We start from the raw sequence: 12871 nt of genomic DNA, 5'->3' as shown, positions 1-12871 counted from the left end.
CTCAGGCGGCCGGAAGACGCATCGGCTCGATCGCCTGGATGTCGGCATTGGCCGCCATTTCGGTGATCGTCAGGTCGTAGAGGCCCTGCATGTTGATCCAGAATTCCGGCGTCATCGAGAAGAACCGGGCCAGCCGCAAGGCTGTGTCCGGGGTAACGCCGGTGTCTTCCCGCACCAGCCGCTCGATCCGCGTTCGCGGCACGCCGAGCTTTCCTGCCAGCCCATAGGGCGTCAACCCGAGCGGTTCGAGAAACTCCTCGCGCAAATACTCGCCCGGATGAACGGGCGGCGTGATCCGAACTGTCATGGTGCAGACTTTCTAATGGTAGTCGACAATTTCAACATCCTCCGCCCGTCCCTCGCTCCAGCGAAAGCAGATGCGCCACTGGTCGTTGATCCGGATCGAGTGTTGACCCGCGCGACTGCCGCTGAGTGCTTCCAGCCGATTGCCTGGCGGCACCCTCAAGTCCGCCAGTTCCGAAGCCGCAATCAGCGCCGCTAGCCGCCGTTGAGCCGGTCGCACCAGGTCGGCTGGATATCCCTTGGGACACCGCCCGGTCGCGACTGCCGCGCTGAACTTTCCCTTGAACGATGCTATCAATGCAGCCTCGCGTATCTGTGGATGATACTATCGCCATTGAGACGACGGATCAAGTGCTGATACGTTTACCGGCTTCGCCCGAACAGCCTTTCGATATCGCGCTTCTTGAGCTCAACATAGGTCGGTCGGCCATGGATGCATTGCCCGGAATGGGGCGTGGCCTCCATGTCGCGGAGCAGGGCGTTCATTTCATCGACCCGGAGGCGCCGACCCGAGCGGACCGAGCCGTGGCAGGCCATGCGGCCGATTATGGCATCCATGCGATCGGCCAGCGCCGAACTGGTTTCCCATTCGGCCAGGCCATCGGCGAGATCGCGGACGAGGCTGGAGACGTCGGTTTGCCCCAAAAGGGCAGGGGTCTCGCGCACGGCGATGGCGCGTGGACCGAAGCGCTCGAGATAAAGCCCGAAGCGTTCCAGCTCGGGCGCGGCGTCTTCGAGGCGGGCGCAGTCCTCCTCGGGCAGTTCGATGACGACGGGAATCAGTTGCGCCTGGCTGGCGATCGGGCCGGAGGCGAGCTGGGCCTTGAACCGCTCATAGACCAGGCGTTCGTGGGCGGCGTGCTGGTCGACCAGCAGCAGGCCCTCGGCGTTCTGGGCGATGATGAAATTGTCGAACATCTGAGCTCGCGCCGTGCCGAGGGGGAACGCGACTGGGGCGCTTTCGCTCTCGGCCATCATCTCGACGCGAGCGCTCGGTTCGGTGAAGCCGGCCAGTGTGGAGGCGAAGCCCGGCTCCTGCATGTGCCGCGCGAATTCGGTGCCGTGTGCGGCCTGCACGAAGGACGTGGGCTCGGGTGCTGGCTGGTAGGCAGGCGCCGTGAAGGCGCCCAGCACATCGTCGGCCACGCTGCTCGAGGCCTTGAACCCTCCCGCGTGCAGCGCCTCGCCGATGGCGCGGATCACCGCGCCGCGCACGCCGCCGGCATCGCGGAAGCGCAGTTCGGCCTTGGCCGGATGCACGTTGACATCCACATCGGCCGGATCGATCGCCAGATAGAGCGCGATCACCGGAAAGCGGTCGCGGAAAACATAGTCGGCATAGGCGGCGCGCACGGCCCCGATGAGCACCTTGTCGCGCACCGCGCGGCCATTGACGAAGTAGAACTGCGACAGCGAACTGGCGCGATTATAGGTCGGCAATCCTGCAAGGCCGGCGACCACGACGCCATGGCGGGCCGTTGCCAGCGGCACGGCATTGCGCGCGAAATCGTGGCCGATCACCTGCGCCAACCGGGCTTCGAGTGCTCCGCCACCGGCCATGGCGGGCCAGTTGGCGGGGCTGCGATCGCTGCCATCGAGCACGAAATGCACGCCGGGATTGGCCATGGCGAGCCGCTTGACCACATCGGTGATGGCACCGGCCTCGGCCCGGTCGCTCTTGAGAAACTTGAGGCGCGCCGGAATATTGGCGAAGAGGTTCTTGACCTCGACGACGGTGCCCCGGTTCATCGCCTGCGGCACCGGGCCGTGGCTGACGCCATTGCGGACCTCGAGCCGAAGTCCGTTTTCCCCGTCACTTGTGCGCGACGCGATGCTGAGCTCGCCAACCGAGCCAATCGAGGCCAACGCCTCGCCGCGAAAGCCCAGCGTACGGATATCGTCCAGCGCGTCGGCGCCCAGCTTGGAGGTGGCATGCCGGGCCACCGACAGCATCAGATCGGCCCGGTCCATGCCATGGCCATCGTCGGCGATGCGGATCAGGCCCTTGCCGCCCATGGCGGTGGTGACCACGATCCGGCCAGCCCCAGCGTCGATGGCATTTTCCACCAGTTCCTTGACGACGCTGGCGGGCCGCTCGACGACTTCGCCGGCGGCGATGCGGTTGATCAGGTCTTCGGGCAGTTGGCGGATGGGCAAGGGTGATTCTCCTGGGCCGCAATATAGGCGATACACGCAGGGTTTCCGACCCGGTTCGCGCTCTTGCACATTTCGCTGCAGTGCTCTTCGCACCGGTGTGACAGACCACCGCTCGTCTGCTATGTGCGGTTGCAGATCTTTTGCGGAGCGCTGCCTTGATCATCGAACCAAAAATTCGCGGTTTTATCTGCACCACGGCCCATCCGGTCGGCTGCGCCACCAATGTGCAGCGCCAGATCGACCATGTCGTGGTCAAGGGCCCCGTTCCGTCCGGCTTCAAGCGGGTGCTGGTGCTGGGTTGTTCCACGGGCTATGGCCTGGCCTCGCGCATCGTCACCACCTTTGGCAGTGGCGCCGACACCGTTGGCGTGTCCTTCGAGCGGCCCCCGGCCGAAGGCAAGACGGCGAGCGCCGGCTGGTACAATAACCGCGCCTTCGAACAGCGGGCGAAGGCGGCCGGCCGCGTGGCGGTCACGGTGGAAGGCGATGCCTTTTCCAACGCCATCAAGGCCGAGGCGATAGAGGCCGTCAGGACCAATCTGGGCCAGGTCGACTTAATCGTCTATTCCGTTGCCTCCCCGGTTCGCACCGATCCGGTGGACGGCATGACCTATCGCTCGGCCATCAAGCCCTATGGCAGCGCGGTCACCTCCAAGACGCTCAATACCGGCACCGGCGAAGTCTCCGAAATCGCCGTCGAGCCGGCGACCGAGGAGGAGGCCGCCTCCACGGTCAAGGTGATGGGCGGCGAAGACTGGGAACTCTGGATTGCGGCATTGTCCGAAGCCGGGGTCCTCGCCGATGGTTTCCAGTCGCTGAACTACACTTATCTGGGCAGCGAACTGACCTGGCCGATCTATCACAAGGGAACGCTGGGCAAGGCCAAGGCGGATCTGGATCGCGCCGCTGCCGCCATCCGCGCCCGGTTCGGCGCGCACGCCGCCCATGTCGTGGCGCTCAAGGCCGTGGTGACGCAGGCCAGCTCCGCCATTCCGGTGGTGCCGCTCTATGGCACCCTTCTCATCAAGGTGATGGATGAAATGGGTATTGGCGAAGGCACCATCGAGCAGATCGACCGCCTGTTCCGCGTCAAGCTGCAGGGCGATATCGCGCTCGACGAAGACGGCCGCGTCCGCGTCGACGACTGGGAACTGTCCGGCATCGTGCAGGCCGAACTCAAGAAGCGCTGGGCCGCGTTGACGACCGAGAGTCTGCCCGCGCTGGCCGACCTGCCAAAATATCGCCAAGAATTCCTCAAGCTGTTCGGGTTCGGCCTGGGTGGGGTCGATTATAGCGCCGATGTCGATCCGCAGGTCGTTCCCGCCAACTGACTGGCATGACCACCCCAATCGCACCCATGGACCTTGCCCTGGCGCTCGCCCAGGAGGCGGCAGCCGATGGCGAAGCGCCGGTGGGGGCGGTGGTGGTGGAGAATGGCGTCGTGCTGGCCGCCGAGCGCAACCGCATGCGGGCACTCGCCGACCCCACCGCCCACGCCGAAATGCTGGCGATCCGCGCGTCCTTGGCCAGGCGCGGCAGCGGGCGGCTGGATGGCTGCGATCTCTACGTCACGCTGGAGCCCTGCGCCATGTGTGCCGGGGCCATCGCCCACGTCCGGCTGCGGCGGCTCTATTTCGGGGCCGAGGACAGCAAGGCGGGCGCGGTGGAGAACGGGGTGCGGCTGTTCACCCAGCCCAGCTGCCACCATGTGCCCGAGGTGATCGGCGGTATCGGGGCCGAACGATCCGAAACCCTGCTCAAGGACTTTTTCGCCGGCCTGCGTCGACGCATGACGCCTTAGCTCGGCAGCACCGGCTGCCGGTTGGCGATCCAGGCTTCGATCTTGCTGTCGAGGATGCGCTTGAAGCGGTCCTTTTCCTTTTCAGCATGCATGACGATTTCCCTGACCCGCCAGAATTCCATGGCCCCGAACGTGCCGACATGGGGGCGGATATAGATATCGGGCGGATAGGCGGCCATCATGTGGGCGGTCAGCGAGTGCATCATGATCTGAGCCGAGCCGAACCACAGGTCGAGCGCCTTGTGGTCGGTCTTGCTGATGCCTTGGGAGGGATCGCCATTGACGTCGATGCCGATCAGGAAATCGGTGTCGATATCGGCCTGGTCCAGCGGCAGCGGATTGACCACGCCGCCATCCACCAGGATGTGGTTGGCATAGACCACCGGCTTGAACAGGCTCGGAATGGCGATCGAGCCGGCAATGGCGGGCCGCAGATGGCCGGTATTGAACACCACCTGGTGCCAGGACTGGAAATCGGTCGCTACGACGTAAAGCGGGATTTTAAGCTCCCGGAACTCCAGTGGAAAGCCGGGCGGTGTGAACGCGTCGACAATGCTGGTGGCATCGAGCTGGATGGAAATGCCATTCTTGAGAATGCCGCCAAGGCCACGCAATTGCGTGGCCCACAGCTTGCCGGCGATAATGCGCATGGTGCCCAGCACCTGGTAGGAATGCTCGCGCAGCTCCGCTCCGGTCATCCCGGCAGCCCAACCCGCCCCGATCAGCGCGCCGATCGAGGTGCCCGCAATCACCGCGGGCCGGAGGCCCAATTCGTCCATGGCCTCGATATAGGGAATATGGGTAAGCCCGCGCGCCGAGCCTCCGCCCAGGGCAACACCGATGCGTGGACCTGAAAATGTGCCTGCCATGTCCCGCTCCTTGCCCTCGCGCTCGATCGGCGCCGGGCCGGTATCTGCGCAAAAGCAGTTCACAGATAGGGTAGGCTCGCGAGGTTTACGAAGGGTTCAGGCCTGGTTACGCAGGATTTCGCGCCAGCCGATGTCGCGCCGGCAAAAGCCTTCCGGCCAATCGATGCGCTCCACCGCCGCATAGGCACGCCGCTGCGCCTCCGCCAGATCCGCCCCCAGCGCCGTGACGTTCAGCACCCGCCCGCCATGGGCCAGCACGCGCTTGCCCTCGCGCCGCGTTCCGGCATGAAAGACCTGCACTGTGTCGCTGTCGAGCCCGTCGGCCCCCCTGATTTCCGAGCCGTTGCCGTAGGGGCCGGGATAACCCTTGGTGGCCAGGATCACCGTCAGGGCATAGCGGTCGCTCCAGCGCACCTCGCGGCCCGCCAGGTCGCCGGTGGCGGTCCACACCAGCAATTGCAGCAGGTCCGACTGCAGGCGCAGCACCATCGCCTGCGTTTCCGGATCGCCGAAGCGGGCATTGTACTCCACGAGCTTGGGCCCCTCTTCGGTCAGCATCAGCCCAGCATAAAGCACGCCCTGATAGGGGGTGCCGCGGGCGCGTAGGCCCTGCACGGTGGGCGCGATGATCCTGGCCAGGACCTCTTCATACACTGCACGCGTCAGCACCGGAGCCGGCGAATAGGCGCCCATGCCCCCGGTATTGGGTCCGTTGTCGCCATCGAATGCGCGCTTGTGATCCTGTGCCGTGGTGAGCGGCAGAATGTTTTCGCCATCGCAGAGCACGAACAGGCTGACCTCCTCGCCCTGCATGAACTCCTCGATGACCACCGAGGCGCCCGAGGCACCGAACGCGCCGGCAAAGCAGTCGATGATGGCTTCCTCGGCCTCTTCCACGCTCATCGCCACCGTGACGCCCTTGCCGGCGGCCAGGCCATCGGCCTTGATGACGATGGGCGCGCCATGGGCGTAAAGATAGGCGAGCGCCGATGCTTCATCATCGAAGCGGCCATAGGCGGCGGTGGGGATGCCCATCTCGTCGCACAAGGCCTTGGTGAAGCCCTTGGAGCCTTCGAGCTGCCCCGCAGCCTTGCTCGGGCAAAAGCAGGTAAACCCGGCGGCGCGTACGTCATCGCCAAGCCCGGCCACGACTTGCGCATCGGGGCCGACGACGACGAAATCGATCGCTATCAGCTTGCAAAAATCTATGACCGCCTTGTGGTCGGCGATGTCCATAACGACGTTTTCCGCAACCGATCCGGTGCCGCCATTGCCCGGCGCGATGAACAGTTTGGTCAACAGCGGCGACTGCGCGATTTTCCAGGCCAGCGCATGCTCGCGGCCGCCGGAGCCGATGATCAGGACGCGCATATAGTTCTCCTGGCTCGCGGTGGTTCCCTTGTCCCCTTGTGGGAGAAGATGCCCGAAGGGCGGATGAGGGGGCTTGTTGCAGGCAGCAAAGCATGGGCTTGTGCAGAACCCCTCACCCTGGAATTCTGCTGGACGCAGAATTCCTGTCCCTCTCCCACAAGGGGAGAGGGGGAGCAAGAGCCCAGTGCGCCGCTGTCGCCAACTCTTGACGCCTCCGCCCCGATGGCGCACCACACAGCCATGGCCGAAACCCTCACCAATGCTGCCGAATATACCGTTTCCGAGATTGCCCAGGCAGTCAAACGCGCGGTCGAGGAGGAGTTCGGCTCTGTGCGGGTGCGCGGCGAAATCTCGGGCTTTCGCGGCCAGCATTCCTCGGGCCACGCCTATTTCACGCTCAAGGACGAGAACGCCTCGATGGACGCCGTGGTCTGGAAGGGCAATTGGGCGCGGCTGGCCTTCAAGCCCGAGGAAGGGCTCGAAGTCATCGCCACCGGGCGGCTGACGACCTTTCCGCGCTCGTCCAAGTACCAGATCGTCATCGACAATATCGAGCCGGCCGGGGCCGGGGCACTGATGGCCCTGCTGGAGGAGCGGCGCAAGAAGCTGCTGGCCGAGGGCCTGTTCGACCGCGAGCGCAAGCGCGAACTGCCCTATCTGCCGCGCGTCATCGGGGTGATCACCTCGCCGACGGGCGCCGTGATCCGCGATATCCTGCATCGCCTGGCGGACCGGTTCCCCAGCCACGTGCTGGTCTGGCCAGTGCGGGTGCAGGGCGATACCTGCGCCCCCGAAGTGGCCAACGCCATCGAGGGGTTCAACGCCATGCGGCCCGATGGCGCCATTCCCCGGCCGGACCTGTTGATCGTGGCGCGCGGTGGCGGCTCGATCGAGGATCTCTGGGGCTTCAACGAGGAAGCCGTGGTCCGCGCCGTGGCGGCCAGCGGCATCCCTGTGATTTCGGCCGTCGGCCACGAGACCGATACCACCCTGATCGATTATGCCGCCGACATGCGGGCGCCCACGCCGACAGCGGCGGCCGAGGCGGCGGTGCCGGTGCGGGCAGAACTGGTGGGCTATGTCGACGATCTGGGATCGCGGCAGCGCCAGACGGCGCGGCGGCTGTCCACCAGCGCCCGCGACCGGCTGCGGGCGGCGGTGGCGGGATTGCCGCGGCCAGCCGATCTGGTGGCCACCCAGCGCCAGCGCCTCGACCATGCGGCAACCAACCTGCTCAGTTGCCTGCGCCATTCGGTGCAAGGCCAGCGTGTCCGGTTCACCCGGATCGAGCCGCGTCTGGGGCCCCAGGTGTTGCAGCGGCGCAGCCTGGACCTGGGCACGAGGCTGGCCAATGCGGCGATGCGCGGTGGGGCCGGGCTGCGCCAGACCATCGATCGCGCGCGGTTGACTTACGATCCACGCGCCGGGCGGCTGGAAGTTTCGGCGCGGTTGCTGCTCGAGCGCAAGGGCAGCGTCTTGGCAGCGCTCGGCCCCAAGCTGTCGCCAACCGTGCTCCGCGCCGAATTGCGCCAGACCCGCACACAATTGGCGCCGCTGTCACCGCGTCTGCTGGCCGGTTTCGGCGCGGGTCTGACGCAGCGACGATCCGCGCTGGAACAGGCGGGTAAGCTGCTGGCATCGGTGGGATATCACAGCATTCTGGCGCGCGGCTTTGCGATCGTCACCGACGCCGACGGCCACCTGGTCAGAAGCAGCGCTGGCCTTGCCCCCGGCGATCCCCTGACCATCCGCCTTGCCGACGAGCAGACCGTCCCGGTTGTCGTGGCCGGCGCTTATGCGCCACAACGGAAAAAGCCGCGCTCTCGCAGCCCCGACGATCCGCAGGAAAGCCTGTTTTGAGCCGCCCCGCCCCTCGGCCTTCGCGGCCCCGCGCCGAAAACCGCGTCGCACTTTTTTTCATGATGGTCTATAGCCTTGGCCAGCAAGGAATTGTGCCATGAACATTTTCGACAAGGGCTTTACCCCCGCCGAGGCGGTGGTGCGCTATCTCGACGGTGACTATGTCGTGATCAAGCCGGGCAGCTTCGTGCGCTGTGCCCTGACCGGCAAGCCCATCCCGCTCGATGAGCTGTTTTACTGGAGCGTCGACCGCCAGGAAGCCTATGCCGATGCGGTGGTGGCCAACCAGGCGCTCGAACGGTTCGGCCGCGGGATTTGAGGCGTGGCTGTAGCGTCCGGCCGATCCCGATTGCTGTTTGTTTCCAACGGTCATGGCGAGGATGCGATCGCCGCGGCCATCATTAGCCGCCTGCCCGACAGCGTCGCCGCCGAGGCCTATCCGATGATCGGCTCCGGCGCGGCCTATGTCCATATCTGCCCCGTGGTCGGCCCCCGCGCCGCCCTGGCCTCGGAGGGCTGGCGCAACGTCAAGGGTTCGCTGCGCCGCGACCTCACCACCGGCGGATTGGGGACGATACCGCCGGCACTGCGCTTCCTGCGCCATATCCGCGGCAGCTACGATCGCGTCGTCATCGTCGGCGACATGGTGGGCGTGTTTGCCTGCCAGACCACCGGCCATCGCGACCTGTTCTATCTCGATGTCTATAAAACCGGCGCGGCGCGGCTGTATTCGACCCTGGAGCGCTGGGCGATCAAGGCCAGCTGCAAGACCGTCTTTTGCCGCGCCGACAACCTGGCCGCTACGCTGCGCGCTGTCGGCATCGATGCGCGCTGCGCCGGCAACGTGATGATGGACAGCATTCCGCACGGTCACTACGACGCGGCCAGCCGCCGGGCGCGGGCGCTGGCGGTCACCCTGCTACCGGGCAGCAGGGCACTGACCGCCGAAAGCTTCGCCCTGCAGATCGCCGCTTTGCGCAAGCTCGACGCGGCCACCTTGCCCGACATTTTCCTTGCCGTGGCGGGCGGCGTTACCATCGACGATCTGGCGCGCAAGGCAGGCCTGCAGCGCACCCCCACGCTCAGCGCCGACCCCGATGACCTGGGCGAACTGGCCGATGGCCGCCTCAACGTGCATATGGCGCGCGGCCGCGCGATGGGCAATTTGCTGGAGCAGTCCGACCTGGTCCTGTCGCAGGCCGGAACGGCCACCGTGCAGGCCTTGGGATCGGGTATTCCCGCCATCACCTTCCTCAATCCCCGCGACCGCCGCTCGCGCTTTCGCGACGAGCAGGCCTTGTTCGGGGAGGCCCGCGTGGTGGTCCCCGCCGAGGTCGATGCCGTCGGCGACATGCTGGCCCAGTTGCTGGCCGAGCCCGCCGATCGCATGCGGCTGGGCCGGCTGGGTCGCGACCGCATCGGCGGCCCTGGCGCGGTGGAGGCCATCATCGGCGCGCTGCTGGGGTAGCGCTGGTCGGAAAGGATTATTCCTTGTGCGTTTCCGGCTCCAGCAGCCGATGCAGGTGCACGATGAAATAGCGCGTCTGGGCGCTGTCCACGGTCATCTGCGCTTTCTGTTTCCAGGCCGCATAGGCGGTGGCGTAATTGGGATAGAGCCCGACGATGTCGACGGCGCCCAGGTCCGAGAAGGTCACGCCCTCGATGCTCGACAGCTCGCCGCCGATCACGAGATGGAGCAATTGCTTGGGAGAATCGGTTGCCATCTTTGTCGTCCGTTTTATGGGGTTGGGCCTTGCGTCGCCGGCTCTAGCCGGGACAGCCGTAAACCTTGATCAGCGCCGCATGCACCAGCGGTTGTAAGCTCATGTCGCCAAGCGCCGCAAGCGCACCGTGGCGCACATCTCGTTTGTTGAATTGGGGGAACCCGACACACACATCGGCAAAGCCGATGCCGGCCTCGTCCAGGATCAATGCCGCCGCCGCGATGTCCCAATCCTGCGAGCCGCGCCGCGATACGGCGGCATCGATCTTGCCGGTCGCCACCTGCACCAGCCGATAGGCCAGCGATGGATAGGCCGGTCCCCGCACATAGTCGAGCCCCGCCGCCTGCATCTCCTGGTGCACGGCCCCGGGCGCCGGTATCAGCGGCGCTGCGCCAGCGCGCCGTCGCCGGACGAGCGGCGCGCCGTTGAAACGGGCCCCGCCGCCGCGAATGGCGTCATAGAGCTCGTTGCGCGCCGGCGCATAGACCACCCCGGCGATGGGCACGCCATGCTCGACCACGGCCAGGCACACCGTCCAGCTGTCCTCGCCATTGATGAAGCCGCGCGTGCCATCGATCGGATCGACGATGAAGACGCGATCGCAACCGAGGCGCGATGGATTGTCCACCGTCTCTTCGCTCAGCCAGCCATAACCTGGCCGCGCCGCCAGCAGCGTCGCCGCCAAATAGCGGTCGACCACGATATCGGCCTCGCTGACCGGGGAGGCATTCTCCTTGGTCCAGGTCTTGACGTCATGGCGGAAATAGCCGCTGGCGATGATGCCCGCCGCCACCGCACAGGAGCGCAGCAGTTCCAGATCCTCGGTGGCGGTGGGGAGCGGCTTGGTCATTGCGCTGGCTTTTAGGCGTGCGCCGCGCTTTGGACAAGGGCAGGGCGCGGGTGCTGCATCAACACCGGTTGATGGCTGTCGCTGCATCCTCAAGGACATAGCGGCCGAACGCGCCCGATTGTACCAAACCGGCTGGTTAACGTGTCGCAATCAGACCCGGTTAATTGCTTCCTACACCTGGTCAGACACTGCTAACCCTCTCGGAAAACAACATAAACTTAACCGAACGGATTAAGCTGGCGGGTAACGGGACGCGCTATGGTGAGCCCACTAAAGAGAGCGCCAACAAGCTCTCGAAGTTGACAGAAAGGCAGTTTCAGATGGTTCAAAGCGTGGGAATGGAGGGTGCCTCGGTCGTGCTGGCTTTCGGGCGGCCGGCCGTGACGGACAAGCGCTTCGTGGCGGCCAACGACAATGGCCCCAAGCAACCAGTCAAGACCGTGACCGTGCGCAAACAGCTCGAAAAGAGCGGGGTCGCCATCAAGATCAAGGTGCCGGTCGATGAATTCATCGGCGTCGCCGTTTCCACCAATATTTCCGAGGATGGCGTGCTGCTGTCCTCCATCGAGCTGGTGCATGGCGACAGCGAATTGAACTACCAGGTGTTCGAGGAAATGGGCAATCACAACGTCGTCGCCGAGTGGCAGAACTGGGGCCGCAAACTGCGCCTGCCGCTGCTGATCAAGGCCGGTGACGGCAACTACCTGCCCTATTCGCAGCAGGTCGACGGGGTGGCCCTGGGCACCTCCGCTGCCCGCCGCAAAATGGCGGCGGCCGCCAATCGTCGCCCGCGCTTCCTCAACCGCCGCAAGCCCGGCCAGGAAGCCAACTAAACCCCTTTTGGAGCGGCGCCCCCGCCGCTCCCACGCGTTCTACCCTGCCTCCAAAGCAACGAAAGACCGGTCGGTGGTGCGGCCGGTCTTTTCGTTTAGCAGGAGGCTACCACACCCATTCGGCCAGCATCGCCAGCGCCAGCGCCAGGCCCACCAGGTGGTTGGATCGAAAACGCGCCAGCGCATTGCCGGGCAGCCTGGCATCGAGCGACTGCACTTGCCAGGCCAGCAATCCCGCCGGCACCAGCGACAGCACGAAATACAGGATGCCCCCGCCGGCCATGATCGCGGCGGCTAGCCAGAACAGCCAAGCGGCGGCATAAAATCCCGCAACGATTGCCCGCGCACGACGGCCAAACAGCAGCGCGGTGGATTTGATCCCGACCAGCGCATCGTCCTCCACGTCCTGCATGGCGTAGATGGTGTCATAGCCGATGGTCCACAGGATGCAGCCGAAATACAGCAGCAGCGGCACCACCGAAAGCCCACCCATCAGCGCGCTCCAGCCCACCAGCGCGCCCCAGGAAAAAGCCAGGCCCAAGAACGCCTGCGGCCACCACGTTACCCGCTTCATGAACGGATAGATCGCCACCAGCGCCAGCGAGGCGATGGCCAGGATGATCGTGAAGATGTTGAACTGCAGCACGATCAGCAGCCCCACCAGCGCCTGCAGCCCCAGAAAGATCGCCGCATTGCGCACGCTGACCTGGCCCGAAGGAATAGGCCGCGAGCGGGTGCGCGCCACTTTGGTGTCGATATCGCGATCGACGATGTCGTTGAAGGTGCAACCGGCGCCCCGCATCACCACCGAACCGAACAGCATCAGGATCGCTTCCCGCCATGGCAGGCCCAATCCGGCGCCTGCAAGGCTGGCCAGCGACAACCCGAACGCGCATGGCCAGAACAGCAGCCAGAACGGCAGCAGCCGGTCCCACCGCGCCAGCCGCGCATAGGGCTTGAGCCATGGGGGCGCGTACTGATCCACCCAATTGCCGGCTGGGGCATCGGCGACCTTGCCGGGTCGCGGGAAATTGGTGTCGCTCATTGTCCGTCCCACATCACCACGTCATGCCCGCGAAGCGGGGAAACCATTCGCCCATGCA

Annotated in this window: 14 protein-coding genes; 6 read left to right on the top strand and 8 right to left on the bottom strand. The window is 65.5% G+C overall.

The window, feature by feature from the left end; genetic code table 11:
* Position 1 precedes the first annotated feature (1 nt).
* The 3 genes from ACFE8X_RS02145 to mutL form a co-directional block, all read right to left on the bottom strand.
* A complete protein-coding gene (locus ACFE8X_RS02145; RefSeq protein ID WP_375449783.1) occupies positions 2 to 307 on the bottom strand; it encodes a HigA family addiction module antitoxin in 306 nt (101 codons plus the stop codon).
* A 12-nt stretch (positions 308 to 319) separates the two neighbouring features.
* Positions 320 to 601, bottom strand: a complete 282-nt coding sequence (locus ACFE8X_RS02140; protein WP_375449782.1) for a type II toxin-antitoxin system RelE/ParE family toxin — start codon at positions 599 to 601, stop codon at positions 320 to 322.
* 65 nt (positions 602 to 666) lie between these two features.
* Complete coding sequence (gene mutL / locus ACFE8X_RS02135) at positions 667 to 2460, bottom strand: DNA mismatch repair endonuclease MutL (protein ID WP_375449781.1); 1794 nt, start codon at positions 2458 to 2460, stop codon at positions 667 to 669.
* Between the two features lie 155 nt (positions 2461 to 2615).
* On the opposite strand from mutL, the gene fabV reads away from it, so the two are divergent.
* Both fabV and ACFE8X_RS02125 read left to right on the top strand, forming a co-directional pair.
* A complete protein-coding gene (gene fabV, locus ACFE8X_RS02130; protein WP_375449780.1) occupies positions 2616 to 3791 on the top strand; it encodes an enoyl-ACP reductase FabV in 1176 nt (391 codons plus the stop codon).
* A 5-nt stretch (positions 3792 to 3796) separates the two neighbouring features.
* Positions 3797 to 4261, top strand: coding sequence for a nucleoside deaminase (locus ACFE8X_RS02125; RefSeq protein ID WP_375449779.1), 465 nt, complete (start codon positions 3797 to 3799; stop codon positions 4259 to 4261).
* Here ACFE8X_RS02125 and ACFE8X_RS02120 read toward each other — a convergent pair.
* The gene (locus ACFE8X_RS02120) at positions 4258 to 5130 is read right to left on the bottom strand and encodes a patatin-like phospholipase family protein (protein WP_375449778.1); all 873 of its coding nucleotides are present in this window, start codon (positions 5128 to 5130) and stop codon (positions 4258 to 4260) included. The genes ACFE8X_RS02125 and ACFE8X_RS02120 overlap by 4 nt on opposite strands.
* A gap of 96 nt (positions 5131 to 5226) precedes the next feature.
* Positions 5227 to 6501: a phosphoribosylamine--glycine ligase gene (purD, locus tag ACFE8X_RS02115; protein WP_375449777.1), complete on the bottom strand. Its 1275-nt coding sequence runs from the start codon at positions 6499 to 6501 to the stop codon at positions 5227 to 5229.
* A gap of 240 nt (positions 6502 to 6741) precedes the next feature.
* Here purD and xseA point away from each other — a divergent pair, with 240 nt between their 5' ends.
* From xseA to ACFE8X_RS02100, 3 genes are all read left to right on the top strand, one after another.
* Positions 6742 to 8361, top strand: coding sequence for an exodeoxyribonuclease VII large subunit (gene xseA / locus ACFE8X_RS02110; protein ID WP_375449776.1), 1620 nt, complete (start codon positions 6742 to 6744; stop codon positions 8359 to 8361).
* A 97-nt stretch (positions 8362 to 8458) separates the two neighbouring features.
* Complete coding sequence (locus ACFE8X_RS02105) at positions 8459 to 8680, top strand: DUF2093 domain-containing protein (protein ID WP_375449775.1); 222 nt, start codon at positions 8459 to 8461, stop codon at positions 8678 to 8680.
* 3 nt (positions 8681 to 8683) lie between these two features.
* Positions 8684 to 9829 carry a hypothetical protein gene (locus ACFE8X_RS02100; protein WP_375449774.1) on the top strand — a complete coding sequence of 382 codons (1146 nt, stop codon included), beginning with the start codon at positions 8684 to 8686 and terminating at the stop codon, positions 9827 to 9829.
* Between the two features lie 16 nt (positions 9830 to 9845).
* On the opposite strand, the gene ACFE8X_RS02095 is transcribed toward ACFE8X_RS02100, so the two are convergent.
* Both ACFE8X_RS02095 and ACFE8X_RS02090 read right to left on the bottom strand, forming a co-directional pair.
* Positions 9846 to 10085, bottom strand: coding sequence for a DUF4170 domain-containing protein (locus tag ACFE8X_RS02095; protein ID WP_375449773.1), 240 nt, complete (start codon positions 10083 to 10085; stop codon positions 9846 to 9848).
* Between the two features lie 43 nt (positions 10086 to 10128).
* Complete coding sequence (locus ACFE8X_RS02090; protein WP_375449772.1) at positions 10129 to 10935, bottom strand: 3'(2'),5'-bisphosphate nucleotidase CysQ; 807 nt, start codon at positions 10933 to 10935, stop codon at positions 10129 to 10131.
* Between the two features lie 320 nt (positions 10936 to 11255).
* Between ACFE8X_RS02090 and ACFE8X_RS02085 the strand changes: the two genes are divergently transcribed.
* Positions 11256 to 11768, top strand: a complete 513-nt coding sequence (locus ACFE8X_RS02085) for a DUF6101 family protein (RefSeq protein WP_375449771.1) — start codon at positions 11256 to 11258, stop codon at positions 11766 to 11768.
* A gap of 106 nt (positions 11769 to 11874) precedes the next feature.
* Here ACFE8X_RS02085 and ubiA read toward each other — a convergent pair whose 3' ends face one another.
* Positions 11875 to 12813, bottom strand: a complete 939-nt coding sequence (ubiA, locus tag ACFE8X_RS02080) for a 4-hydroxybenzoate octaprenyltransferase (RefSeq protein WP_375449770.1) — start codon at positions 12811 to 12813, stop codon at positions 11875 to 11877.
* Positions 12814 to 12871: the final 58 nt, after the last annotated feature.

The sequence above is a fragment of the uncultured Devosia sp. genome, from assembly GCF_964244875.1.
In the GTDB taxonomy this organism is placed as follows: domain Bacteria; phylum Pseudomonadota; class Alphaproteobacteria; order Rhizobiales; family Devosiaceae; genus Devosia.
This window is presented reverse-complemented; position numbering and strand designations above follow the sequence as displayed.